This window comes from Rhodopila sp., from assembly GCF_035548235.1.
GTDB lineage: Bacteria > Pseudomonadota > Alphaproteobacteria > Acetobacterales > Acetobacteraceae > Rhodopila.
In genome coordinates, this window is the sequence record NZ_DASZTJ010000136.1 from 1 (window position 1) to 23,257 (window position 23,257).

General features: G+C 61.7%; 26 protein-coding genes, 1 tRNA gene and 2 pseudogenes. 16 read left to right on the forward strand and 13 right to left on the reverse strand.

Annotated features, from left to right (window positions below):
* Window positions 1-987 precede the first annotated feature (987 nt).
* From VHB27_RS12005 to VHB27_RS12050, 10 genes are all read left to right on the forward strand, one after another.
* On the forward strand, window positions 988-1,377 hold the full coding sequence (locus VHB27_RS12005) for a hypothetical protein (protein ID WP_325600640.1): 390 nt from the start codon (window positions 988-990) through the stop codon (window positions 1,375-1,377).
* A 3-nt stretch (window positions 1,378-1,380) separates the two neighbouring features.
* Window positions 1,381-1,533 (forward strand): hypothetical protein, encoded by a 153-nt coding sequence (locus tag VHB27_RS12010; RefSeq protein WP_325600643.1) that lies wholly within the window; start codon window positions 1,381-1,383, stop codon window positions 1,531-1,533.
* Window positions 1,530-2,009 (forward strand): hypothetical protein, encoded by a 480-nt coding sequence (locus tag VHB27_RS12015; protein ID WP_325600645.1) that lies wholly within the window; start codon window positions 1,530-1,532, stop codon window positions 2,007-2,009. The genes VHB27_RS12010 and VHB27_RS12015 overlap by 4 nt, the downstream gene beginning before the upstream one ends.
* On the forward strand, window positions 2,006-2,407 hold the full coding sequence (locus VHB27_RS12020) for a hypothetical protein (RefSeq protein WP_325600647.1): 402 nt from the start codon (window positions 2,006-2,008) through the stop codon (window positions 2,405-2,407). Before VHB27_RS12015 ends, VHB27_RS12020 begins: the two co-directional genes overlap by 4 nt.
* A 2-nt stretch (window positions 2,408-2,409) precedes the next feature.
* A complete protein-coding gene (locus VHB27_RS12025; protein WP_325600648.1) occupies window positions 2,410-2,727 on the forward strand; it encodes a hypothetical protein in 318 nt (105 codons plus the stop codon).
* Window positions 2,728-2,732: 5 nt separating this feature from the next.
* A complete protein-coding gene (locus tag VHB27_RS12030; RefSeq protein WP_325600650.1) occupies window positions 2,733-2,954 on the forward strand; it encodes a hypothetical protein in 222 nt (73 codons plus the stop codon).
* A gap of 50 nt (window positions 2,955-3,004) precedes the next feature.
* On the forward strand, window positions 3,005-3,898 hold the full coding sequence (locus tag VHB27_RS12035; protein WP_325600652.1) for a hypothetical protein: 894 nt from the start codon (window positions 3,005-3,007) through the stop codon (window positions 3,896-3,898).
* Window positions 3,899-4,117: 219 nt separating this feature from the next.
* Window positions 4,118-4,351, forward strand: a complete 234-nt coding sequence (locus tag VHB27_RS12040) for a hypothetical protein (protein ID WP_325600654.1) — start codon at window positions 4,118-4,120, stop codon at window positions 4,349-4,351.
* Window positions 4,333-5,373: a hypothetical protein gene (locus VHB27_RS12045; protein WP_325600656.1), complete on the forward strand. Its 1,041-nt coding sequence runs from the start codon at window positions 4,333-4,335 to the stop codon at window positions 5,371-5,373. Before VHB27_RS12040 ends, VHB27_RS12045 begins: the two co-directional genes overlap by 19 nt.
* The gene (locus tag VHB27_RS12050; protein WP_325600658.1) at window positions 5,373-7,298 is read left to right on the forward strand and encodes a lytic transglycosylase domain-containing protein; all 1,926 of its coding nucleotides are present in this window, start codon (window positions 5,373-5,375) and stop codon (window positions 7,296-7,298) included. The genes VHB27_RS12045 and VHB27_RS12050 overlap by 1 nt, the downstream gene beginning before the upstream one ends.
* 121 nt (window positions 7,299-7,419) lie before the next feature.
* Here the strand turns inward: VHB27_RS12050 and VHB27_RS12055 are convergent, their stop codons facing one another.
* Window positions 7,420-8,343 carry a pentapeptide repeat-containing protein gene (locus VHB27_RS12055; protein ID WP_325600660.1) on the reverse strand — a complete coding sequence of 308 codons (924 nt, stop codon included), beginning with the start codon at window positions 8,341-8,343 and terminating at the stop codon, window positions 7,420-7,422.
* Window positions 8,344-8,398: 55 nt separating this feature from the next.
* Window positions 8,399-8,608, reverse strand: coding sequence for a helix-turn-helix domain-containing protein (locus VHB27_RS12060; RefSeq protein ID WP_408903995.1), 210 nt, complete (start codon window positions 8,606-8,608; stop codon window positions 8,399-8,401).
* A 170-nt stretch (window positions 8,609-8,778) separates the two neighbouring features.
* On the opposite strand from VHB27_RS12060, the gene VHB27_RS12065 reads away from it, so the two are divergent.
* From VHB27_RS12065 to VHB27_RS12075, 3 genes are all read left to right on the forward strand, one after another.
* On the forward strand, window positions 8,779-9,204 hold the full coding sequence (locus VHB27_RS12065; protein WP_325600664.1) for a hypothetical protein: 426 nt from the start codon (window positions 8,779-8,781) through the stop codon (window positions 9,202-9,204).
* Entirely contained in the window at window positions 9,201-9,683 is a 483-nt protein-coding gene (locus tag VHB27_RS12070; protein WP_325600666.1) for a hypothetical protein, read from the forward strand. The genes VHB27_RS12065 and VHB27_RS12070 overlap by 4 nt, the downstream gene beginning before the upstream one ends.
* Before the next feature lie 256 nt (window positions 9,684-9,939).
* Complete coding sequence (locus VHB27_RS12075; protein ID WP_325600668.1) at window positions 9,940-10,383, forward strand: hypothetical protein; 444 nt, start codon at window positions 9,940-9,942, stop codon at window positions 10,381-10,383.
* Between the two features lie 639 nt (window positions 10,384-11,022).
* On the opposite strand, the gene VHB27_RS12080 is transcribed toward VHB27_RS12075, so the two are convergent.
* From VHB27_RS12080 to VHB27_RS12095, 4 genes are all read right to left on the reverse strand, one after another.
* Window positions 11,023-11,097: transfer RNA gene (locus VHB27_RS12080), tRNA-Met, on the reverse strand.
* Between the two features lie 42 nt (window positions 11,098-11,139).
* The gene (locus VHB27_RS12085; RefSeq protein WP_413788625.1) at window positions 11,140-11,805 is read right to left on the reverse strand and encodes an N-acetylmuramoyl-L-alanine amidase; all 666 of its coding nucleotides are present in this window, start codon (window positions 11,803-11,805) and stop codon (window positions 11,140-11,142) included.
* 143 nt (window positions 11,806-11,948) lie between these two features.
* The gene (locus VHB27_RS12090) at window positions 11,949-12,728 is read right to left on the reverse strand and encodes a TerB family tellurite resistance protein (protein ID WP_325600672.1); all 780 of its coding nucleotides are present in this window, start codon (window positions 12,726-12,728) and stop codon (window positions 11,949-11,951) included.
* Window positions 12,729-12,788: 60 nt separating this feature from the next.
* Window positions 12,789-13,319, reverse strand: coding sequence for a VOC family protein (locus tag VHB27_RS12095; RefSeq protein WP_325600674.1), 531 nt, complete (start codon window positions 13,317-13,319; stop codon window positions 12,789-12,791).
* Window positions 13,320-13,420: 101 nt separating this feature from the next.
* Here VHB27_RS12095 and pgi point away from each other — a divergent pair, with 101 nt between their 5' ends.
* The gene (gene pgi, locus VHB27_RS12100) at window positions 13,421-15,094 is read left to right on the forward strand and encodes a glucose-6-phosphate isomerase (protein ID WP_325600676.1); all 1,674 of its coding nucleotides are present in this window, start codon (window positions 13,421-13,423) and stop codon (window positions 15,092-15,094) included.
* Window positions 15,095-15,177: 83 nt separating this feature from the next.
* Here the strand turns inward: pgi and VHB27_RS24785 are convergent.
* The 7 genes and pseudogenes from VHB27_RS24785 to VHB27_RS12130 form a co-directional block, all read right to left on the reverse strand.
* Window positions 15,178-15,378 (reverse strand): annotated as a pseudogene (locus tag VHB27_RS24785) (YciI family protein); the annotation flags it as partial.
* 141 nt (window positions 15,379-15,519) lie between these two features.
* Window positions 15,520-15,951 carry a VOC family protein gene (locus VHB27_RS12105; RefSeq protein ID WP_325600678.1) on the reverse strand — a complete coding sequence of 144 codons (432 nt, stop codon included), beginning with the start codon at window positions 15,949-15,951 and terminating at the stop codon, window positions 15,520-15,522.
* Between the two features lie 61 nt (window positions 15,952-16,012).
* Entirely contained in the window at window positions 16,013-16,189 is a 177-nt protein-coding gene (locus tag VHB27_RS12110) for a hypothetical protein (protein ID WP_325600680.1), read from the reverse strand.
* Window positions 16,190-16,699: 510 nt separating this feature from the next.
* Window positions 16,700-17,116: pseudogene (locus VHB27_RS12115) on the reverse strand (DUF6596 domain-containing protein); the annotation flags it as partial.
* 1,138 nt (window positions 17,117-18,254) lie between these two features.
* A complete protein-coding gene (locus tag VHB27_RS12120; protein WP_325600682.1) occupies window positions 18,255-18,911 on the reverse strand; it encodes a glutathione S-transferase family protein in 657 nt (218 codons plus the stop codon).
* Window positions 18,912-19,804: 893 nt separating this feature from the next.
* Window positions 19,805-21,058 (reverse strand): DNA polymerase IV, encoded by a 1,254-nt coding sequence (locus VHB27_RS12125; protein ID WP_325600684.1) that lies wholly within the window; start codon window positions 21,056-21,058, stop codon window positions 19,805-19,807.
* Between the two features lie 4 nt (window positions 21,059-21,062).
* Entirely contained in the window at window positions 21,063-21,968 is a 906-nt protein-coding gene (locus VHB27_RS12130) for an ROK family protein (protein WP_325600686.1), read from the reverse strand.
* Window positions 21,969-22,046: 78 nt separating this feature from the next.
* Here VHB27_RS12130 and VHB27_RS12135 point away from each other — a divergent pair, with 78 nt between their 5' ends.
* A complete protein-coding gene (locus VHB27_RS12135; RefSeq protein ID WP_325600719.1) occupies window positions 22,047-22,298 on the forward strand; it encodes a sulfurtransferase TusA family protein in 252 nt (83 codons plus the stop codon).
* Between the two features lies 1 nt (window position 22,299).
* A complete protein-coding gene (locus tag VHB27_RS12140) occupies window positions 22,300-23,232 on the forward strand; it encodes a histone deacetylase family protein (protein WP_325600688.1) in 933 nt (310 codons plus the stop codon).
* Window positions 23,233-23,257: the final 25 nt, after the last annotated feature.

Sequence of the window (23,257 nt, forward strand, 5' to 3'; positions counted from 1 at the left end):
TGATCTTATCGTAAATCTTGCGACCGCGACGCAGGCTTTGCCGAATTCGGTGGCATGGCAGCGGATCGAGGAACTGCTGGCCGAGGCCAAGATTCCGCGTCGGGACTGGCCGAAGACGCGGGCTGTGATCTGGGTGCAACGACGGAAGCAGCAGCGCGATGTGGCAGCCGCCAGGTAGTCTCTTAGAGCAGATGCAGCAGGCCGAAATCGACGCCTGGGAGGCTGAGCGTCGCGCCATCCGGCCGGACCGTGCTGGGAAAAGGGCGTTCAGGTCTTCGCTGGCCTGGCGCCGAGTGCGATACGCAGTCCTAGCCGAGAGCGCCGCACAGAACGGGGGCAAGCCCGCGTGCGCCTTGTGCGGTGCGACGGCGAGTCCCGGCCGTTCGCTGCATGTCGATCATGTTTTCCCGATCGCCACCGACAAGGGTTGGGAGCACCGTTTCGACAGAAGATTTCTTCGAGTGAGCTGCGCCGATTGCAATGTGGGACGGCTCGCATCCCCGATCGAGATGGAAGGCTGGACGCCGGATGAGGGCTGAGCCAGCGGGCGCCGCCCGATGTTGGCGGTGTTCTGCTGGTAGATTGTGCCGTTACGCTGGACGGTACGGGTCTCAGGTATCTGGTAATGATTACCAGATGGATTATCTTGGGAAATTCCCAAGATAGAGCGCCGCAAGGAAGCATACGAGGCGCTGCATCCGGAGACGCGGGCGCATGTTGCCGGCGCGCACGGTTCGAACAAAGCCCAAGGTAACGCAAGCGCCAACTTGGCGCCTGCGTTCACCGCAGACACCGCCGCCAAGACCGGGCAATCCGAGCGCACCATCCACTTCATCGGCCATGCGCACTTCGGCGGCCGGATGATGGGAACAAACGCGACTAATCGTGCGCCGTTGTGTATAGTTGTTCAATGTTATGCATAGTTGTACCTAGACGTTCATTTGATTTGTGCTTGAATATCCAAAGATACCATCATATATTCTGCCCATGAGCACTTCGAACAAGATCGCCACCAGCGTCACGTTGCCGGCCGAACTTTTCGTTTACTTGGATGCCGCCGCCGAGGCAGCGGAACGGTCGCGGTCCTGGGTGATCTCCCGCGTACTCGAGCAGCATTTTCAGAATTCGACGGGTTTCTCTTCGCCCGCCGGACGAGGATCAGACGGCCAGTGCCTCGGTCAGAAAAACCCCGTCGACCAGCGGGAGGCCCCCTTTCAGGCGCCGCGGCTGGTGGAATCCCCGACCTCTGCCGTCGCTCCAGCGGCCGAGGTCGGGCGGTTTCAAACTGAACATGCGCGCCGGCATCTTGAGGCGAAAGAACGGCAGGAAGCGGCGTTGTCCGAGGCGCGGCGTATTGCTCTGGAACAGATGGGATAGAACATGGACGCAAACGAAATCCTCTGTAAATCTCTGATGGAAACATTCAAGCTGCACATCGAACATTCCGCCAGGAACACGGCCGCACAACGGGTCAATGCCGATGCGCTGGCCGATGCTCGCCGTGTCGCCGTCGAGAAGTGTGCGCCCCGATGAGCTTTGCTACAGACATGGACCGCGCGCGGCTGAATTATCGCCTCGTGCAGGCCGACCAGGAAGTGAGCCGCATAGGCCTGTCGGGCGAAGACGTTGCCGCCCTCGATGCCGCCTACTCGCGTGCGGACGCTTGCGCGATGCAGATCGGGACGACGGCGCCGAAGCCACTGCCGGGCGATACGCCGACACAGTTCAAGCGGCACCTGATCGAAACCTTCTCGCCTCATTCGCCCCGATACAAGGACAAAAAGTTCGAGACCTTGCCTAGTAATCTTCTCGATTGGGGCATGGAAGAGGTGTTCAACGATGCTGTCCATGCCGCACGCACCGCCCCGGTGCAGCGCGGGGTTCTTCGTCAGCACAAGCACAAAGACGAGGCAGGTCGCACAATCACGACGTGGACCGGCGACAATCTGGCGTGGATGCAATTTTTCTATACTCCCGGTGCTTGCGGATATATTCGGAGGCCGGAATGAGCGGACACGCTCCCAACGACGTTTTGGTCAAGTTGCCGCTCGACGTGCTGGAGAAAATCCACGGCAACTACAAAAGGATCGGCGATACCGAGGGCATGAGCCGCTGCGACGCCGCCATGCGCCAGCGCGGCTTCGAGCAGACGCCCGACGCCGCACAGTCCGGACGGCTATGGGGCAAGCTGGTCCAGCTTGATCCCGTGACAGGGGTGCGGCCGGCGGTCCAATATTTTGGAGATAACATGAGCTGGATGAAAGAATTTATGGGGACGGGTATCCGTGGGAAGATCCGGTCGGAACTGACGCGGGGTGAGAATTCGGAGACCTACCAGGACATTCAGTCGCGGACGGTGACAACGGTGTTGAAACCCGGTGAGCGCGTCGTGGTGATGAGGGATTGACGATGGCAATCACCCCACGAACCTCTGCGATCGCCAACAACCTCGGAGTTCTCAGCGAAATCGGGGGCGTGCTGCTATCTGTCGGCGGGGGGATCATTCCGTTTCCACCCGTTGTCCGGAACGCGGGTTCCGCAGATTGCGTCTGCACAATTTACGACGGCATCGACAACACCGGAACGGTGCTTGCCTCGTTTGCGCTGGCGCAGACCGGCGGCGTGGCCATGCCGAACACTTCGTACGTGCACGGACTCTATGCCACGATGACGGGCACCACCGCCGGCACAATGTCCTTGTGGTTCACCGGTCCGGTCGCGGAGTAACAGTGATGGATATCCCAGCAGCCGCTCAGGCGCTTCAAGACAAACACGCGGCGACCCTTACCGCTCTGCTCAACTCGTTGGGCGGCCGGAAGTTGACGGCGGCGGAGACCAGGGACGCCATCGACCTGCTGACGGCTTTGCAGGCGATACTGCGCGGAGTCCCCGATCTGGCGTATCGCATCGAAGCGGCGTTGCCCCGCCGCGATCCGGAGACCACGGTGGCGTAACGACTGAACGGCCCGTCGTGAGACGCGCCAGTCCCTAAGACGGAGCTACAATGGCCAATATCGCCGTATTCGCGAACAACGACACAACGACCCTTGCTGCGACCATCACGTCCAGCCAGACGTCCATCACGTTGGTCAATGGCGCCTCGTTTCCAACCCCGGCTGCTGGTCAGTTCTTCCCTCTCACTCTGATCAGCGCATCGAACTCCTCGATATTCGAGATCACCCATTGCACGGCGCGCAGCGGCAACACCGTGACCGTCGTGCGAGGCCAGGAAGGGACGACCGCTGCGGCTTTCAATGCCGGGGACTTGGCGCAGAATCTTCTGACGGCGGCCGTGATGTCGCAGATGATGCAATGGCCACAGCAAGGGATGCAGGCGTTTTTCACATCCGGCACATTCACTGTACCGCCTGGCGTGACCTCGGTCTACGTGCACGGCTGGGGTGCGGGCGGCGGTGGCGGTGGCGCGTCCGCCGTGGGCGGTGCAGCCGTGGGGGGCGCGGGCGCGGGTTATTTCGAGGGCGTGTACCCCGTCACACCTGGGGCTGTCATTCCAATCACGATTGGGGCAGCCGGGATCGGCGCATCCGGATCAGGAACTGGGACTAGCGGCGGCACGACGTCGTTTGGGACCCTCGCCACGGCAACGGGCGGCAGCGGCGGCCTAGGGGCGACGAGCGGGGCACAGCTCATTCCCTCAACACCTGGGACGGCCGTGGGTGGGGCGGTGAACATTCCAGGGCTGGAGGGCATAAACGGCCTGCAAATCGCTGGCGTCGGGTTTGGAAGCCAGGGCGGCTCGACCTTCTGTTCGCCGCCGCCGCCGATCAGCAACGGTGCCGGCAGCAGCCCGTCGTCCCCCGGCGTGGGCGGCTCGGGCGGCGCCAACGGCAACCCCGGAGCGGACGGATACGGCGGCCTGATTATTATAAGGTATTGATATGGAACCCCAAATTTCTCCCGATGTTGCGCTTTTACTACGGTCGTGGGCCGACCACTTAAGCGACATCATTCTCAACAGCGATCAAGTCGATGGGAATCATTGGTTCGCGCTGCGCACCGCACTAAGAGACGCGCGCGCGTTTCACCAGTTCGAGCCATCCGAGCGGCACTTGGCGGCTCTGGCGCGAACGCCGGACACCCTTCCGAGGACAGCGGCGTGACGGACATCGCTGAGCAGATTAAGGCCCAAGCCGACGACTTGGCCGAGGCCATTCTCGATGCTGAAACCGTGCAGGCCCATAAGTGGCTCGCACTCCAGGGAACGCTGCGGCTGAACGAAAAGCTGGACCTGTTTGCCCCCACCGAGTGGCACCGGGAAGCCGCAGCGCGCAAACCCTTGGACGAGGCGTTGCGGCCCTGGAGGAGGTATCTGTGCGCTACTACCGCATAGAGTTCGCCAAGCCCGATGGCACGGCCTACACATTCAAATCGCTGAATGGCCAGGTCCTCACGAGTCTACTCCCCCAGGGGCCGCAGACGCCTCAGTATGGCCTCACCAACCCGGCGGCGCTGCTGGTCGAATTCGACCTGCCAATGGCGAACTACGCGAACCCGGACAACAACGCGTGGCTTCGCGTCTGGGGCCTTGGCCTGGAGGATATCGGCAGCACGGCCAACCTGAACGGCCTGACGGTCTCGATCTATGGCGGCATGGCCAGAGGGCTGCCGCTGGCCAATCCCGCCCAGGCGGGACTATTGGTGCGGGGGCAAGTCTGGCAAGCGTATGGCAACTGGGTGGGCACCGACCAGACGATCGACATGATCCTGAAACCCGGCGGTGACTTTGCCGGAACCTATGAAAAGCCGGGCAACTTCCCGTTCTCGTGGAAGGCCGGGACACCCTTGGCCGATGCCATTAAGCAGACGCTCGCCGTGGGGATGCCGAAGTATCCGGCCAAAGTACAGATCAGTCCCAAACTGGTAATCGGCTACGACCAAGTGGGATACTACCAAACGCTGGGAGACTTTGCCGACTTTATCTACCAACTTTCACTCTCGATCATCACGGACGACAATTACGACGGTGTCATAATCTCCACGAATGGCGACACGATCTTGGTGATCGACGGGACGGTTACGCCGCCGCCCAAACAAATCGCCTTCCAGGACCTGATCGGCCAACCGACTTGGTTCGCTCCCAATCAGATATCGGTCAAGTTCGTGTTGCGAGCCGACCTTCAGATCGGCGACGTCATCCAATTGCCACCAGCACTGTTCACCACACAACTAGGTGCCGTCCCGCCTGGCATCCCAAACCGCCTCACGTTCTCTGGCAATTTCAAGGTTATGCACCTTCATCACTTCGGCAATTCTCGCCAGCCTGACGCTGCGTCGTGGAACACCACGGCACAGTGCGTGCTGATCCAACAGCAGGTTCAAACCGGCCCCGGCGGCCTTCTGGGGCATGTGTGATGGCTGTGAAATCGATCATCGACATCGACATCAACGACTCGGCCTTTCAAAAATTCCGCGAGCAGTTCCAGGCCTACCAGCGGCTGCTGAAAAACTCGTCGTCCGACTGGTCCAAAGTCACCCAAGAGATCGACGGCTCGCGTGAATCGTTTCAGAAGATGGTCGAGTCCTCCAAGGCGCGACTGGCACAGACCCGACTTACGGCCGCTGCAGAGAAAGAGGCGGCCAATCAACTGGACCGCTCGACCAACGCGTCTGAACGGCAGGCTCACGCATGGCGCGACCTGGCCAAGAACGCCGGGTCGTTTGCGTCCAAGATCGCTGACAGCACGCGATCGCTGCTGCGCTGGGCGTCCATCACGGGCGTCATCTCGGGCGTCCTGGGGGCCGGCGGCCTGTTCGGCATCGAGCGCCTAGCGGTCTCGGCCGGCAATCAGCGCCGCAGCGCCCTGGGCCTGGGTGTCACGCCGGGGCAATTGACGGCCAGCAGCCTGAACCTGGGGCGCCTCGTCGACCCTGGTGCACTGCTGGGCGGCGTCAACGAGGCGTTGCATGATCCCACGAAGACGGCGCCCTTTGCGGCCCTGGGGCTGAACGCCCAGGCCGAGGAGCGCAAGGGCACGGCCCAGGCGGCGATCGATGTGATGCGGGCCTACAGGAGCCTGCTGGACAGGACGGACCCGGCGCTGCGGGGCCTCGTGACGCAGCAGTATGGCCTGGGCCAATTTGGTTTCAACGGTGAAACCGCCAACCGCGTGGCCAACACGCCGCGCGCGGAATTCGACAGCATCCTACGCCAGCAGCAGATCGATGCCCGGACCCTCGACCTCACCCAGCAGCAGCAGAAGGCGTGGCAGGACCTGCAGGTCCAGTTGAACCGTGCGGCGGCCACCATCGAGAAGACCTTCACGGTCGCCCTGACCGATCTGGCCAAGCCGATCGGGGACGTGTCTGTTGGGCTGACCCATCTCGTTGAGTCCCTCGGCCGCTCCGACGAGGTGAAAACCCTGATCGGGGACGTGGCGAACGGACTTGAGGGCTTTGCCAAGTTCGTGGGCACCCCTGAGTTCAAAACCGACGTGCAGACCTTCGGCCAGGGGGTGAAGCAGCTCGCCGAGGATATAAGCTGGGCGCTGAAAAAACTGGGCGCCCTGGATACCAAGACGGTCGAGAATGAGGCGGGTGGCGGTGTGCTGGGCTGGATTCTCGGCGGTCCATTTGGCGCGGCACTCGGGGCCGGCGCCGGTTGGGGCGGTTCCAAGCTATCGCACTGGGCCGACGAATTCGACAAACGGCACCCTTGGTTTCGAGCGCTCGACGAGTATTTCGGGTGGAAGTCCGGCGCGTCCTCGGACAGCCCTTCGCCCGGTCGGTCGGGATCTGGATCCGGCGCCTGGAACTACGTGACGCCCGGCGCCTATCGTCCGGGCCGAAGTCTGTTCATGCCGGCGACCTTCCGGACCGGCGGTAGCGGTGGCCTCCCCGCAGGCCTGCTCGATCGGGTGGCCTGGGTCGAGTCCCACAACAATCCCAATGCGGTGTCCCCTGCGGGCGCCAAGGGCCTGTTCCAGTTCATGGACAGCACCTGGGCGCAATACGGACACGGCAGCGTCTTCGACCCCGTGCAATCCCGCGCCGCGGCCGGTCGCTACTTCCGCGACCTGCTCAGCCGCTTCAACGGCAACATCGAGCAGGCGGTGGCGGCCTATAACTGGGGACCCGGCAACGTGATGAACGACCTGGCGACCTATGGCCAGAACTGGCGTGCCCATCTGCCTCAGGAGACGCAGCGCTACATCGGCAGCGTGCTGGGCGGCGCGGGCAGTCAGTATGCCAGCCAGTTCAAGGACCGGTCAGTGACGATCAAAATCGAGAACCGCACGGGCGGCAATGCCTCGGTCACGGTCTCACAGTTGGCGGTGTGAAACCGTCAAGATACGGAATTAATGGTAAAATTCGTGCAATCACCAATCCAAACAATGATTCCGCCAGATTTGGTGAAACTTTTATAGGTTACTGACGTGGCACATGCATGTCAAGGCATAACTATGTGCCCTTTGAGGAGGCTCGGAACAAAAGCGATGCAAACAGTGCGATAAATATCGTGCCCAAAAGAGCTTCAGAAATGACCATGAAGGGAGGTAAAATTAAGTCAGAGCTAGGAGAGAGTAGATTGGTTGGAATGAACGGTAGAAATGCCTCAGCCGAGGTTTTATATAGCATTTTCAGATAACGAAGGACATCTCCAACCGGCTGCTGCGTCCAGAAGTATTTAGATTGATCTCTCAATGATCCAGTTAAAGCATTTACCAACGGTAATATTATTAGGCCAAATATGGCTAGGCTACGTGCGAACGATGCCCAAGACACACCATATCCCCACACCATGCCGTTGATTTTAGAAGCAATCCAGCGAAACCCATATCGCACTCTTTTTGAGCCATCATAATGCTTTCGGTAGTGATCATCTTGTCCAATGAATGCATACCAGAAGTGTCGCTCTCGCTCCTTATAGCTCTGCTTTATTAGACGATCTACTTCTTGCCAATTTCCAATAGTTTGGTGCTCGACTGCAAGATTTCGGAAGAATTTCGCCGCATTCTGCGGATCGCGCGGCTTTTGGTCAGCGACCTGAATAAGAACCGGTGCGCCTCCAAAGAAGCGCGTGTAGTTGATTTGTGTATCTGGAAAACTAGCCCAGGAGAACTGGCATTCTCGGAATACAGAACCATGAAAATTGCAATGTCGATAGGTTCCTCCCACTAGATAGCAGTCGATAAACTCACAATGCTTAAACTCACAATGCACGAACTCGGCATCTCTCAGTCCAATTTTCTCAAATGTACAGAACTCAAAGGTGAATGCAGAAAAGACAGCCTTATCCATTCGTTCGTCAATGAAATGACGATTCGTGTATTTCTTATCCACGCTATCCGGGCGAGGAAAGTCCTCCACGATCCGGGCTGGCATTTAACCCCATCCTACAGCTCCAACGCTCAGACATGTGATTGGGGGCCGATTCGTGTCAAGAAGCCTTCCTCAACCGCACGCCAGCCCCGCCGCCGTTCTCCGGGATGAACTCGACCCCGGCGGCTTCGAGGGCGCGCTCAATCGCTGCCAGAGTGGCAGGGATCGGTGTTGCCGCTCCGGACTCAAACCGGTTGACGGTGGCTACCCCGACCTTCGCGGCTCCAGCCAACTTTGCGGCGCTCCAACCAAGCGCTACCCGAGCCATTTTGCACTGACGAGAATCGATCATGTGATGATTCTACGCTCATTCGATGTTGACGCAATCGAATGATGGTGTCTTGATAATCAGGTGATTGCATTCCAATCATGTGAGCGGCCGGGCGGGAAGGTGGAAGCTCCCTCACCCGGCCTAACCATCAACACGGGGATCACACCATGCTTCAGGGTAAACACGACCATAGTCCACCCACCCGCCGCTTCGCCATGCGGTTCAGCCTCGCCGCCCTGACCGCTGGCCTCACTGGGCCGGCGGTGGCTGGACCTGCAACTGCCGAGGCACTGCCAGCTTCATCCGCGACAGATGCCGAGCTTCTCGCGCTGGCGGATGAGTTCCACCATTTGACAGGACGGATCCACGCCTGGAATGCCGGCGAAATAGATTCCGAGGAAGGCGAGGCCGCCAACGCCGACTGGTGGGACTGCATGCGTGAGATGATCGACATCCCTGCGACATCCCATCAGGGCCTCAAAGCCAAGGCCAGAAGCGCCCTGGAGGCATTGGAGTTGGTCGCGGACAGTCAGCACTCCGGCGAGGATTTGGCCCGCGCCGTACTGGCGCAGATGGCACAGGTGCAGGCATGAGCGCGCCCTATCCCGCCATACCGATTCGCAAGGCCGCTCTGCGCCTGAATGCAGCCGCGGTCGAACGCTATCGTCTGGAAAACAACGTCGATCAGCTCGTGTTGAAGAGCACACCCGCCAAGCAGGCCGCTTCCCGTCTGCTGGACGAGTGCTGCGCCTTGGAGGATCTGATCATCGCGTCCTCACCAACCAGCCTGACAGAAGCTGCAATCCAGGGCGCAGTGCTGTTTTATGGCATAGGCCGGATGCTCGATGAGGATGACGCCTTCTACCTCAAGAGAGACCTTCGGAAGGTGCAACTCTCGCTGGGCGGCATCGTTCGTGCGCTGGTGGCGGAGACCAGGCTGGATCTGAACCAGATCGGCGAAACAGACCTTGCTCGCTACCTGGATGCCCATGCACCGCCGGCGGAAACGGGGTGGGGAGGAGAAACTGGAGCGGCGGCGGATCACGCGGCGCCGCTGGAGGCCCCGTCATGACAGCAGAGATCATCGCCTTCCGTAGCACCGCCCCACGCGATCCCGACCCACCATCCACCGGGTGCAGTCCTGAGACTGAGGAAGTCCGCCTGACTCCGGACGAGGTCGCCGCTCTTCGGAGGTTCGCCCTCGCATTCTGGCGGAACCATCCCGATCGTGACGCAGAGCGATAACGCCGAGGCGCGCGATTTCTCTACCCCCTGGGCGGCAGGCTTCGGCCTAGCCGCCCTTTGCTCTGCTTGAAGGAGAGACCCCTATGGCTTCCCAGCCTCGGTTAAGTTTCGAGGCACCCACCCCCGACGACCGCTTCCTGTCGGCGATCCTGCGCGTCTCACAGCAGGTCGAGGCCGTGGCCCGGGACGTCGCGGTCCTGAAGCAGCACATCGCCAGGCAGCGCCGGGAGATCAAGGAGGCGGTGAAGCGCCAGCACGTCGCGGCCATCGCTGCGCTGGGCGGCCGCTGTCCATGCTGTGGATCCAGGGAGGTCGTCGGGGCCGATGGTCGCAAGGCCGAGGGGGCGGAGTTCGACCACTTCTATGCGGCGTCGAAGCCCGATCTGGAGCACACGTGGCTGATTTGCCGGCCGTGTCACTCGGACCTTACGACTGGGCGACTGGCACGGGATGAGCGCGAGGCCGAGTTCCGGGCGTATCAAAATCGAAGGCGGCGGATGGCACCGCGGGTGGCGGGGCTGCTGTAGGCGGTCTGGCGACTGAACTGCAGGAATTCCTGCGGTTCCTCAGATCTGAGTCCCCCCAAAAGCACCACTTGACAAGCGGGCATCCATCGATTCTCTAGAGGGCGAGGGGTGGTGCCGCCACCTCTTCCGATTCACATCACACTAGAACGGCAGTTCGAGCTGCCGTGGCCGTGAGCGCCAATGCTCGCGCACTGACTCCACACGACCAAACCGGACGCGCACGTACTGGCATACGTGAACGTCCTTTGGCTTCGTAGTTGCGTGCATCGCACCAACTCCGGGTGGATAGAGCCACCTGCTCCGGATCGCCCCATGCGCCCGCCTCAAAGGTGCATTGCAAGCGACTCGGAGTAAGTTGGACTGGTAGCGGCACCTTGCGAATAAAGGGGGATAAACGCGATTCGAGTCAATAACTAGAATCGCGTCGTCATTTGATACATTTTCGTTTTCTAAAGTGGTGTGGGCGGAATCCGGCTTGCGATGCGTGGCCGTGTCGCACCCATGTCGCATGGACTTGCCGCTACACGTTGCGAGCCATTGATATTCCTCGGTTTTCCTTGCGACACACTGCAACAAGGTTTGCAGCAAAAGGGCCACCTCTCGGCGGCCCTAATCAGTTGATATAACTGGCTTTTCGGATGGTAGCGGCGGACGGATTTGAACCGCCGACCAAGGGATTATGATTCCCCTGCTCTACCGCTGAGCTACGCCGCCATCCGGGTGGACGGCGGCATCTACGCCCCTCCCCTGCACCCGTCAACCACTTCGTATCAACTTCTGCACATCTAGCAGGCGGACCAGCGTCCCATCGTCCGCCTGCCCGGTCACTGCCTCCGGCCGCCAATGCCGCTGAAATGCCCGCAGCACCAACGATAAAGCCGGGTCCAGGGCGCCTTCCGCCGCCGCCTGATATCCGATTTCCCGCAACGCCGCCCGTACCGGCCGCAGCGATTCTGCGTCTCGCACCGCGCCACGAATGCCCATAGCGGGAGATTCCTCCGGCCACAGCCCGACACCGTTCTCCGCCAGTCCCTGCCAGTCGAACAGTTCGCCCGGATCCTCCTTCCGGTCTGGGGCCACGTCACTGTGGGCGACCACATTCCGCGCCGGGATCGGGTGGCGCGCCAGCACTCCTAGGCACAGATCACACACCGCCGCCATCTGAAGTACCGGGAAATCCCGATATCCCCACTCATGTCCGGGATTGACGATCTCGATCCCGATCGAACGTCCGTTCAACGCAGTATGTCCACGCCAGTAGGAAACGCCGGCGTGCCAAGCCCGCCGTTCCTCCGGCACCAGTCGGAACACCGTCCCATCCTCATCTACGACGTAATGCGAGGACACCTGGGCCGCCGGATCACGCAACCGGTCCAACGCATCTTGCGCTGATTTCATGCCGGTATAGTGCAAGATCAGCATGTCCACAGGCACACCGTTACGCTCGTCGTGGTTTGGACTGGGCAGATCGACGACCGGCAAGGATGGCCGGTCCGACACGGGATGCACCTTGACCCCCACCGGCATCCCAACCAGCCGTGGAAACGACGACGGCCCCCGTTCGTTCAAAGCCCCCGCTCCCGCTTGATGCGATCCCAGGCGGCGTTGATCCGCGCCACTTTCTCGCTGGCGCGCGCAATGAACTCCGGGGGCACTCCCCGGGCAGCCAAGGAGTCGGGGTGATTCTCCCGCATCAGCCGCTTCCAGGCCGCGCGCAATTCCTCCCCGCTTGCGCTGCGCGGCATCCCCAGTTCATGGTATGCATCGGCCGCCTGCACCGCGTGCGCGGGTGGCGAGGACGTCCCGAACGCCCGATCCCATGCCACCTGGTCCAATCCGAAGCGATGATGGACGCGGCGCAGATAGTCCTGCTCCCGGATATTCAGCGGGCCGTCCGACCGAGCGATGATGAACAGCGCGTTCAGCACCTGCTCCAGGACACCGCGATTGTCGTCGAAGCTCTCGGCGAGTTGCGCAGCATAGGTCTCGAAATTGTCGCCGCTGTCGCGCGCCTGATCGAACAACCGTCCGATCCCCTGGGCCGAAGCCGGAGGTACGCGGAACTGCCGCTTGAATGCGTCGATCTCCGCTCGCTTCACCGGCCCGTCGCATTTCGCCAGCTTGGCGGCAAGGACGGTGACAGAGACCGCGAAGACCTCGTCCCGCCGCCCAAACATGCCTGCCACGCGGGCCGCGCTGAAGCCGGACGACGGGATCGACCGACGCAAGACGTTCACGTTGCCGGAATCTGCGGCATGGCCCAAGGCCGCGCCGATCACAGCCCCGTACGGACCACCGACGAAAAATCCCGCCGTTCCGCCGATGATCTTACCCCAGTATCCCATCGCTCAACGATATCATGACGAACTGGACTGGAGCAAAGCACGAACGTTCGAAAGCCAGTTTCAAGCGTGCAATACGCTTGGATCCTGCAATCGTGTATCTTGGCCGACCACGGGGTCGGCGATCGCCGCCTCCAGGCTCTTTACGCCTTTCCATTGATCAGCGGGTCGCGACGCCTCACCCGGCTGGATCTGGTCGATACCCCAATAGATCTCCAGCCGATGGTTATCTGGATCGCGGAACTCCACGGCGATCTGCACCCCTGCCCGTCGCCGACCCTCGAAATCGATCGGCACATTGTGCCGGCGCAGATGCGCCCGTGCACGGAAAACGTCATCGAGCGTAGGAACCTCGAACGCGATATGATTAAGGCCGGCATCCGCTGGGTTCGAACTCCCGGCGCGGAATAGCGCTATGCCATGGTGATCTGGGTTGCAGCGCAGGAACACGGCGCCGCCCGGTACCATGGGATCCGGCATTTCATCCGAAACCTCGAAGCCCAGTACCTCGGTGTAAAACCGCTTGGACGCCTGCACATCCGCGACGTACAACGCAACATGGCCGATTTTTCCAAGTTGGAACTGGGGCTTCATGGCCGGATCTCCCTGGTTTTCGGCGACTATAGCCGAACCGGACGGACGATGCACCGGGTCATACTATCGCCTGCCACGCTCCGCCGCCCTATAGTCATGGGATGACCCAGCCCGTTCCGTTTCCGGACCGAAAGGCCGGATTTGCCCGTCTCCGCCAGCTGGCTCAGCGGCCGGACGGGGATAAAATCACGCCCTTGTTCGCCGCCGATCCCAAGCGCGCTGAACGCTATTCGGCGTCGTTCCAGGACTTGACATTGGACTACTCCAAAACGTCGATCGACGACACGGCGCTCGATGCCTTGTTTGCACTGGCCGAGACCGCGAAGTTGGAAGATTTCCGCCGTCGCTTGTTCGCCGGCGAACCCGTGAATCAGACCGAACACCGCGCCGCCATGCACATGGCCCTGCGCGCACCAGCCGATTCCGGCCTGAAGGCCATCATGCCCCGCGGCACCGAAGACGCCGCGCGCATAGCCGCTGCCGAACGCGATAAGATGAAGGCCTTCGTCACCGCCGTGCACATGGGCGAGATCAGGGGCGCGACCGGCGAAACATTCACCGATGTCCTCACGATCGGCATCGGAGGGTCGGATCTGGGTCCCCGCGTCGCGACCGAGGCCCTGACGATCGGCCGCACCGACCAAAGGCTGAACGCACATTTCATCTCAAACGTGGACGGGCACGGATTCCAGGACGTGACGAACGGGCTCGATCCCGCGCGTACTGTCGTTCTTGTCGCCTCCAAGACGTTCACCACGCTCGAAACGTCCATGAATGCCGCCGCCGCTCGGACCTGGGTGACGGGGAAGTTGGGGGATGCGGCGGTGGCGTCACATTTCGCCGCGCTGTCCACCAACATGCCGGCGGTCAAGGCGTTCGGCATGAACCCTGAACGGGTCTTCGCTTTCCAGGATTGGGTGGGCGGACGCTACTCATTGTGGTCACCAGTCGGGCTGGTCATCCCGATGACTGTAGGCTGGGAGAAGTTTCAGCAGATGCTCGACGGCGCCTGGGCGATGGACCAGCACTTCCGCGACACGCCGCTGCGCCAGAACCTGCCAGTATTGCTGGGTTTGGCTGGCATCTGGAACACCAACGCCCTGGGATGCGGGTCCCTCTGCATCTTGGCCTATGACGACCGCCTGCGCCGCCTGCCCGCGCACCTGCAGCAGGTGGAGATGGAGTCTAACGGCAAACACGTCATCCTGGCCGGCGCTTCGACCGAATGGGACACCTGCCCCGTGCTGTTCGGCGAGCCCGGCACGAACGCCCAGCACAGCTTTATGCAATTGGTGCATCAGGGCACCCGTAAGGTGCCGGTCGACTTCATCCTTGCGGCCAATGCCGATCACAATCGCCCTGAGGCCCATCGCGCCCTTGCCGCCAACGCTTTCGCCCAAGCCGAAGCGCTGATGCTTGGTCGCCAGCAGGGGGCGATCCGTGCAGAGATGAAAGCAAAGGGAGTGTCGGACGCCGAGATCGACACCATCGCTCCGCACCGCGTCGCGGTGGGCGAGCGTCCGTCCAATACGATCCTGTTCGACCGCCTGACGCCCTTCGCCTTGGGCCGCCTGATCGCACTGTATGAGCACAAGGTGGCGGTACAGGGCTGTCTCTGGGGTATCGATAGCTTCGATCAGTGGGGCGTAGAACTGGGCAAGCAGCTTGCCACCGGTATCCTACCAGAGCTGTCGCCAGGCGCCGAAGCGGGCCTCCATGACGGGTCGACCACGGGCCTGATCGGCCGGTTCAAGGCGCTGCGGGGGGAAAACTGACGGTGCCGTCCGGCGATCGATACCCCGGAACATCGAGGTCTCGCACTGGACGGACCTCGATGCTTCCGTGCTTCGTGGGGGGGAATCTCCGCGGCGATCTTCAGTGCCTCGTTCAAGTCCTTGGCGTCGACCAGGTAAAATCCCGCAAGCAATTCCTTGGTTTCGGCGAACGGACCATCGTAAAGTAACGCCCGTCTGTTACGGATACACCGTCGTTGCGGTATGGCACGGATGCAGCGGTTCGGCTGCCAACAGGCGGCCAGTACGAGCAAGCTCGCCAGCAAAGCCGTAGCACTCGCTGTCTGGGCACGCGCTCTAATGTTCGTGATCGAGGTAAACCAGGCAGAGATACTTCATGTCCGTCACGCCTTCCACTGATCGGGCGCCCCGCGGTTCAGAGCGTCCCTCCAGAGTTTATCCAAGTTTCAGCCCGCCAGATCCACATGGATCATTTCGCCATTGACGAGCCAGTGGCATCCGAATCTGTCGGTGACCATACCGAATCTCTTGGCCCAGAACGCTTCGTTCATCGGCATCGTCACGGTGCCACCCTCGGCAAGCGCATCAAATACCTCTTTTGCCTTTTCGACGCTGTCGTAGTTCAACGCGAGCGACACGCCGTGCATCCCCTGGTAGGGCATGCTGGCGGGACAGTCGCCGGCATAAAGGAACGCCCCACCGTCGAGTTCGAGCCTTGCATGGATGATCCGGTCCAGATGCTCTGGTGGACACTGCGCTGCGAAAGGAGATTGGCGGTTGGTCATCATGCCAAGCGCGCCGCCAAGTATCCTGGCGTAGAAACGCATGGCCTCGGCACAGTTGCCGTTGAAGGCGAGGTAGGGGATTGGCTGCAACATAACTGTCTCCTGTTGGATTGGGGTCAAGCATGTGGAAGCGCGGCGTTCGGGTCCATCCACGTCACTTCTCAGGTGTGATGTCCGGATCCTCATAGCTGCGGCTATAGAAACCGAAACCTTGGACCGGGGTCGGATCGGCCTGGCCGCCCGCCGCAGCCTTTTCCACCTTGGCGGTTATAGCCGCAACTGGGCTTGGGTGTGCGCGTCCATGATCGACTTCCGCGAAAACTGACGTCATCTATTGTGTATCAGCAGCATGATCAGGAAGGCGTCGGAGGCCTATGCAGGCTGCGGTATGGTCGCTGAAAGCGGGATTCACGGTAGTGCCGACGGGCTCACAGAACCGCTTTGAGCAATCGAGGTCCTGCACGGACAGGATGGTGAAGATGAGCTTGCTCATCCTTTGCTCCTTTCAGTGACTGCACGGCTTCGTGCAGCCGTCACACTCCCTGGTCGAATGAAGCTAGGCAGATTCGACAAAGGTTCGGAAAAAACTGCCAAAGCTAACCGCCCGCCAACGCGTCGAACTGGCGACGCAGATGCCGCTGCGTCGCCTCTTGCTTCGTAAGACGCAACGCTGTCGCGAAAGCCCCACGCGCGTCTGCGACTCTCCCCAGGCGGCGGTACAGCTCCGCTAGCGCCGCATAGGCCGGCGCATAATCCGCCAGTCCGGGTTGCCCGAACAGATCCTCAACAAGGGCTAGGCCAGCCGCGGGGCCGTCGCACATGGAGATCGCGACGGCCCTGTTCAGGGCGACCACTCCAAGCGCAGCAGGGCGTTATACAATCCGATGATTTGCGGCCAGTCAGTCTCGTCCAGACTGGCTGCATTAGAATGAACCGCTGCGATGGCCGCCTGAAGTGCATAAGCACCGAATCGCCCAGAAAGAAGGGCGGTCTCGACCAGCGCCTGTCCCTCTTGGATCAAGGCCTTGTCCCACAACCCGCGATCTTGCTGGCCGAGAAGAATGAGTTCCCCGTCCTGGGTCTCCCGCGCCGCTAGGCGCGATTCCTGCAGTAGCAGGAGGGCGAGTAGCCCAGTAACCTCGGGCACAGGCAGCAGACTCATGAGCGGTCGTGCGAGCCGGACAGCCTCCTGTGAAAGCTCCGCGTTCGTCACCTTATCGCCGGCCGACGGCGAATAACCTTCGTTGAAGATCAGGTAAAATGACTCGCAACACGGAGGTCAGGCGTTCTGGCAGCTCGTGCTCTTCCGGCACTCGGTAAGGAATGCATGCATCCCGGATCTTCGCCTTAGCGCGCACGATCCGTTGCGCCAGTGCTGTCGGCCTTGGCACCGCGCGCGCAATCGCCTCGGTCGGGATGCCGCAGACCTCACGGAGGGTCAGGACGATCCGGGCCTCCTCCGAGAGGCTGGGATGGCAGCAGGTAAAGATCAGGCGGAGCTGATCATCCTCCAGGATTTCAGCGGGGCCATCTGGCGAAACTGCCGAGCAGGCGCACAAGCGTCGAGAAGACACGGCGCCTCTCGCGGCGATAGACGGTATCAATGACAGACTCCCCCATGCGACAACCCCTTGGTACGCGCCGGCATGTAGGGCCCCACGGCGGCTTCGCGTACGGATGTCGGATACGACCAACCCGCATCCTGACGTCTGGCTCAGCAATTCGGTACCCAGACCCAGCGTCCACCCCAGCGGTCTGGCACCCCACCCTGCGGCTACCGCGATGCGCACCGTGAAGATACCCGCCACGATAGGCCCAAGCTAGGTCAGGGCCATAGTCGAAACGGTGATAGCCACCGCCCGGCCCACGATGCCGGCCCGCACCACATCCATCGGCGACCAGCGTCAGCTGGCGGTGGAAACTATTCAGCCCCGACGCCTGTTGCGATGCCGCGAAGTAGCGTACCCCAGCTCCGCGGTTATCCGATTGTGAGATGGTAACGATCTCGTTACGGGTTGCGACGATGGGTGTCAGCGCTAACCACATCTCCCTGCTACGCGATGCTGACGGTGATGGTGATGGTGATGGTGATGGTGACGGTGCTGCCGAAATCCGTGAGATTTCCTTGACAATCCCACACAACCTTTCGCCATGGCACTTATCGGCGGGACGTTCTATGTTGGCAGCATTGGTGGCCATGTCGCATTCCCCTATATGCCAGGTTTCACTCCGTTCGCGGATGGGCATCCGTCTGACGCGCCGCGCCGGGCTTCCTATTACCGGATGAGCGAGATACCTATGGGCGCCCGATGAGGGTCACGATCGAGCCGGCGGGGTTGTGCTGATGGCCGACGATGTTGATAACGTCATCTGACGCGTGGCGGGTCCGATAACGTTTAAGCCGGCTCATTGTTGCGTTCCGCCATCATGGACTTGAATGCAGGCCGCGACTGGCACGCGGTGATCCAGGCCTGCACATTCGGCGCGTCGGCGAACAGCTCCAACGCCGCCTGACCATAGCGTACCACTTCTGCAACATTCAGGTCGGCGACTGTGAAACGCTCGCCCACCAGGAACCCACCCCCTTCCTTCAGGGCCTTGTCCAGTACGGCGAATTTCGGCTTCAGCGCGGTACCAGCTGTGTCGTAAACCGCCTCATCCCTTGTTTTGACAGTAGCACTGTTCTGCATCGCCCGCAGAGCACATGCTTCCACTTCAGTCGCTGCCCACAGTGTCCACATCGTCATCAACCCGTCCTCCCGAGCATCTTTGGGAGTGAGAGGGCCTCCGTATTTGCGGGCAAGATAGAGGGTAATAGCAAAAGATTCGTTTAGTACGAAACCGTCATCGTCGATACTCGGCACCTGTCCGTTCGGGTTGATCGCGCGGAACGACGGGCTAGTCGTGTTCAACGGCGCATCGGCGGCATTGGGGTTGGGGAGGCGGTAGGACTGGATGACCGGCACGTGCTCGAACGAAAGACCAAGCTCTTTCGCCATCCAGATGGGCCGCGTCGCGCGAGACCTCAGGACGCCATAGATTTTCAGTGCCATATTCCCTCCCTGTAGGGCCATATTCCCTCCCTGTAAGGCTGTCGCGCGCCCGCGATAGACGCATTTGCCAATCGGCGCAATAGCGTCGCACTACGCGCATTCACACACGCAGATATGGAAAGGTGACAAGTCACAAGCCGGATCGGCGCGCTGACGCCAACGCAGCACTGCCAACGTCGGCAAGCTGGTGCCAACGCCGAACACGAAGATCACCATCGCGACGCTGCTCAGATCCTTACCCTGCATAGCCACCATCCACACTACGCCCGGTGTCTGATCGACGCAGGGACGCTAGATCAGGCCGAGCAGGACGCCGACGATGAATTGTCTGGTCCTCGTAGGGCAAACACCAGGCGCCGGATTAACCGATCGCCAGTGCTGCTGAGGCCATCCATAACGACACCCAGCCAAACCTGGAACGCCAAGCTGACGAGCGCAAGGTCCAACAGCACCGGCAGGACAGGCGATAACGTCCTAAATAAATCGCCGTGTCGTCCGATCGCGAACCCCATCGTTGCGATGAGCAAGGCAGTAAGGGTGAAAGACATCGCCACACCGCCCTCCAGCAAACAGGCCCTCGCCTGTTGTCTGCACGTACGATATCGGTCAGCCGGCCAGTCCCCTTAGCACCATGATAGACGATCAAGGCACCCTGCATCTGGAGGCAGCAACGGTTTACTCGAAATCCACGCTGCGTCGCGGAGATCTGGGCGGGATCGGCAAGTGCTGCATGGGAAGCGTTTGTCCTCGTCTGCCCATCCGACGATCCGCTCTATATCGCTGTCTAATACATGGTCGGATACGACGTCGTGACGCTCGTGAGGCGCATCGTCTATTCCGACTGTCACGATGGTGAAGGCTGCGCGCCCTCTCCTCCCGATCCTGGCATCCTGCTAGCCCAACAACCGCCCTCGCTTGATCACGGTGTCCCCGAACCGGCCACGCAGAGTGTCGATCGCCGCCTGAGCCGCTGCTAGTCGCGGTGCCGCCCGATCCGCCAAGTCTCCCAGATCGGCCGTCTCCCCGGGCGCTAACGGCTGTGCTCCAATCCCAATCAGCCGGAACGCGGCGCCGGTCGCTTCCTTGGTCAACATACTCCGCGCCTCCACGAACAACCGGTCCGGCAGCGCGGTCGGGCTTGGCAGGCGGGATGTACGGGTGAGGGTGACAAAAGTGGCTGTTTTCAGCTTCAGCACGACGCCGGCAGCAGCGAATCCCTGGGCTTTCAGTCGTTTTGCCAGTTTCTCGCAGAGCCGGAAGAGGTGCCGCTCCAGGTCACGGGCATCTGTCAGATCCTGATCGAACGTCGTCTCAGCGCTGATCGACTTTGTGCCTTGCGCCGGATCGATGGGCCGGGGGTCTTCACCGCGCGCACGGCGTACCGCCGACAGACCGTCGTCGCCCAGCTTCCGCAGCGCATCCATTTCGGACAGGGCTTGCAATTGACCCAGGCGTGTTATGCCCAACACCTCCAGCCGCTTCGCGAAGGCTACGCCGATGCCGGGCAACAGCCGGACCGGTTCGGGGGCGAGCAGTACCGGCGCCTCCTCGGCGTCTATGACGGTGAAGCCGCGAGGCTTCTCACGCCCGGCGGCAACCTTGCCCATCAACCGGTTGGCGGCCAAACCGATAGAGACCGTAACACCGACCCGCCGCTCGACGTCCAGAGCGAACCGCGCTAGCATGGCAGCAGGCGGCGCACCGTGCAGAGCCTCGGTGCCCGCCAAGTCCAGTACCGCTTCGTCGATCGACAGCGGCTGCACCAGTGGGGTTAATTCCTGCATCAGGGCACGAATCTGGCGCGACGCTGCAAGGTATTTGGTGAAATCCGGCTTGATCACGACCGCGTCGGGGCAGGCCTTCAGTGCCTTAAACATCGGCATCGCGCTGCGCACGCCGTAGATGCGCGCTACATAACAGGCTGCCGAGACCACGCCGCGAACTCCCCCGCCAACGATCACCGGTTTCGACTGCAATTCCGGCCGGTCACGCTTCTCAATGCTGGCATAAAAGGCATCACAGTCTATGTGCGCAATGGTTAGTCGTGTCAGTGAACGGTGATGCACCAGCCGCGTGCCGCCACAATCCGGGCAACGCGGCCCCATGGCCTCCGCGACGCGACAGCAATCGCGGCAGAGGCCAAGCATCCGCTCAGGACCCTTGCGCCGGCCACAGCCAAGCCGCGCCGCGCACGCCAGATGAATCGCCGTGCTTGTTGCGTCGGATCGGTGTGTGGATGGTGTCACTAAAAGCGTAACCCGGGATCAGCCGAGGCAGTTCGACATACAAGTGGTCCATGTTCGACAGTCCACCGCCTAGCACGATCACGTCGGGATCGAGAATATTGATCACCGCCGCCAGCCCGCGCGCCAGTCGATCTGCATGTCGTTCCAACGCCAGCTCTGCGGACTTCTCACCCCCTGCCGCTCGGGCGGGCAGGCTGCTCGCATCATGCGCGCCGGGACCGTCGCAGTCGCGGGCAAGCGAGGGGCCGGCGACATAGGCCTCCAAGCAGCCATACTTGCCGCACCAACAGAGCGGACCGGGTATCTCCAGACCCGAGGGCCAGGGCAACGGCGTGTGCCCCCACTCGCCGGTGACGCTGTGCAGACCACGAATCATCTTCCTGTCGACGACGATGCCGCCGCCGCAGCCAGTGCCCAAGATGGCGCCGAATACCAAGCCGAACCCGGCGCCGGCACCGTCCACCGCCTCGCTCAACGCGAAGCAGTTGGCGTCGTTGTCGACCCGGACCTCACGGTTCAGCGCCCGGCTGATGTCGTGATCGAAGCGATGGCCGTTCAGGGCGATGGAATTGGCATTCTTTACCAGACCGGTGGTCGGACTGATGACGCCGGGGATACCAATTCCCACGCTCGCGCCTGCGCCGACCTGCGCCTCCGCCGTTTCGACCAGCGCCTTGATACCCCGGACCGTTTCGTCATAGCCGAGTGGTGTGGGAATGCGGCGACGCAGCAACTCGACGCCACCAGGGTCGAGGGCGATGATCTCGATCTTAGTGCCGCCGAGATCGATGCCGATGCGATGCTGGGTCATGACGGCATAGCATCCCAAACTGACGCCATTCCCTCAAGCCGTCTTGCCGCGATTGATCTGTCTGCGCATGTTGCGGGGATGAGCGAGACCTTGCTGGACGTGAAAGGCATGAGCTGCCCATTGCCTGTACTGCGGGCGAACCGGACGTTGCGCAGCATGGCGGCGGGAGAACGATTGCGAGTGCTGGCGACCGACCGCGCGTCCGTAGCCGATTTCCAGGCGTTCTGCCGAGAGACGGGTCATGCTTTGCTGGCATGGAGCGAGGAAGCAGGCGTATTCAGCTTTCTGATCCGCCGGCGGGCGGACGCCCCCGAACCGAAAGGCCGTTGACGTGACGACAGTCCTGATCACGCATCCCGCCTGCCTAGAACATGACACCGGCCCCTACCACCCGGAGACCCCCGAACGTCTGCGAGCGGTGCTGGCTGCTCTGGAGGCGCCGGAATTCAGCGACCTGCTGCGCGAACAGGCCCCGATGGCGACGGTTGAGCAACTCAGCCGTGTGCATCCGCGGGCCTATGTGGAGACGATCCTCGCGATCCAACCCGACTTAGGCGAGCCAGTGCAACTGGATGGTGACACGCTCATGAGCTATGGCAGCGCTGAGGCCGCCGCACGTGCCGCCGGTGCGGCCTGCACTGCGGTGGATGCCGTGATGGAAGGTTGGGCGCGCGCGGCCTTTGCAGCAGTAAGGCCACCAGGGCATCACGCGGAACCGAACCGGCCGATGGGTTTCTGCCTGTTTAATAACGCCGCCGTCGCCGCCCTCCATGCTCGGACAGTCTGGGGCGTGCGCCGGGTCGCCGTGGTGGATTTCGACGTGCACCACGGCAACGGCACGCAAGCGATGTTCGAAGCCGATCCGGACCTGTTCTACGCGTCCTCGCACCAAAGCCCGTGCTATCCCGGCACCGGCTTCCCCTCGGAGCGTGGGGTCGCGGACAACATTGTTAACGCTCCCCTGCGTCCCCGGGACGGTGGTCCGGCATTCCGGGCGGCTTGGTCGGAAATCATTTTGCCGGCGCTGCGGGCGTTCAAGCCGGGGCTGCTGATCGTTTCCGCCGGATTCGACGCGCACATCGCCGACCCGCTGGCGGACCTGCGGCTGGAGAATCCGGATTTCGCCTGGATCACCAATGAGCTAGTCCAGATCGCGGACACACTTTGCGGCCGGAAGATCGTGTCGGTACTGGAGGGAGGGTACGACCTCAACGCGCTGGCCGCTGCGGCCGCCGTGCATGTGCGCGGGCTGATGCGAGCGTGACGGGGTCGGATATCGATCCTCGATA

Excerpts from the sequence above, each read along its gene's own strand:
- VHB27_RS12005 (WP_325600640.1), top strand. The coding sequence starts at position 988 with ATGAGCACTTCGAACAAGATCGCCACCAGCGTCACGTTGCCGGCCGAA.
- VHB27_RS12010 (WP_325600643.1), top strand. The coding sequence starts at position 1,381 with ATGGACGCAAACGAAATCCTCTGTAAATCTCTGATGGAAACATTCAAG.
- VHB27_RS12015 (WP_325600645.1), top strand. The coding sequence starts at position 1,530 with ATGAGCTTTGCTACAGACATGGACCGCGCGCGGCTGAATTATCGCCTC.
- VHB27_RS12020 (WP_325600647.1), top strand. The coding sequence starts at position 2,006 with ATGAGCGGACACGCTCCCAACGACGTTTTGGTCAAGTTGCCGCTCGAC.
- VHB27_RS12025 (WP_325600648.1), top strand. The coding sequence starts at position 2,410 with ATGGCAATCACCCCACGAACCTCTGCGATCGCCAACAACCTCGGAGTT.
- VHB27_RS12030 (WP_325600650.1), top strand. The coding sequence starts at position 2,733 with ATGGATATCCCAGCAGCCGCTCAGGCGCTTCAAGACAAACACGCGGCG.
- VHB27_RS12035 (WP_325600652.1), top strand. The coding sequence starts at position 3,005 with ATGGCCAATATCGCCGTATTCGCGAACAACGACACAACGACCCTTGCT.
- VHB27_RS12050 (WP_325600658.1), top strand. The coding sequence starts at position 5,373 with ATGGCTGTGAAATCGATCATCGACATCGACATCAACGACTCGGCCTTT.
- VHB27_RS12055 (WP_325600660.1), bottom strand. The coding sequence starts at position 8,343 with ATGCCAGCCCGGATCGTGGAGGACTTTCCTCGCCCGGATAGCGTGGAT.
- VHB27_RS12060 (WP_408903995.1), bottom strand. The coding sequence starts at position 8,608 with ATGGCTCGGGTAGCGCTTGGTTGGAGCGCCGCAAAGTTGGCTGGAGCC.
- VHB27_RS12065 (WP_325600664.1), top strand. The coding sequence starts at position 8,779 with ATGCTTCAGGGTAAACACGACCATAGTCCACCCACCCGCCGCTTCGCC.
- VHB27_RS12070 (WP_325600666.1), top strand. The coding sequence starts at position 9,201 with ATGAGCGCGCCCTATCCCGCCATACCGATTCGCAAGGCCGCTCTGCGC.
- VHB27_RS12075 (WP_325600668.1), top strand. The coding sequence starts at position 9,940 with ATGGCTTCCCAGCCTCGGTTAAGTTTCGAGGCACCCACCCCCGACGAC.
- VHB27_RS12085 (WP_413788625.1), bottom strand. The coding sequence starts at position 11,805 with ATGCTGATCTTGCACTATACCGGCATGAAATCAGCGCAAGATGCGTTG.
- VHB27_RS12090 (WP_325600672.1), bottom strand. The coding sequence starts at position 12,728 with ATGGGATACTGGGGTAAGATCATCGGCGGAACGGCGGGATTTTTCGTC.
- VHB27_RS12095 (WP_325600674.1), bottom strand. The coding sequence starts at position 13,319 with ATGAAGCCCCAGTTCCAACTTGGAAAAATCGGCCATGTTGCGTTGTAC.
- pgi (WP_325600676.1), top strand. The coding sequence starts at position 13,421 with ATGACCCAGCCCGTTCCGTTTCCGGACCGAAAGGCCGGATTTGCCCGT.
- VHB27_RS12105 (WP_325600678.1), bottom strand. The coding sequence starts at position 15,951 with ATGTTGCAGCCAATCCCCTACCTCGCCTTCAACGGCAACTGTGCCGAG.
- VHB27_RS12110 (WP_325600680.1), bottom strand. The coding sequence starts at position 16,189 with ATGACGTCAGTTTTCGCGGAAGTCGATCATGGACGCGCACACCCAAGC.
- VHB27_RS12120 (WP_325600682.1), bottom strand. The coding sequence starts at position 18,911 with ATGGCACTGAAAATCTATGGCGTCCTGAGGTCTCGCGCGACGCGGCCC.
- VHB27_RS12125 (WP_325600684.1), bottom strand. The coding sequence starts at position 21,058 with ATGCTTGGCCTCTGCCGCGATTGCTGTCGCGTCGCGGAGGCCATGGGG.
- VHB27_RS12130 (WP_325600686.1), bottom strand. The coding sequence starts at position 21,968 with ATGACCCAGCATCGCATCGGCATCGATCTCGGCGGCACTAAGATCGAG.
- VHB27_RS12135 (WP_325600719.1), top strand. The coding sequence starts at position 22,047 with ATGAGCGAGACCTTGCTGGACGTGAAAGGCATGAGCTGCCCATTGCCT.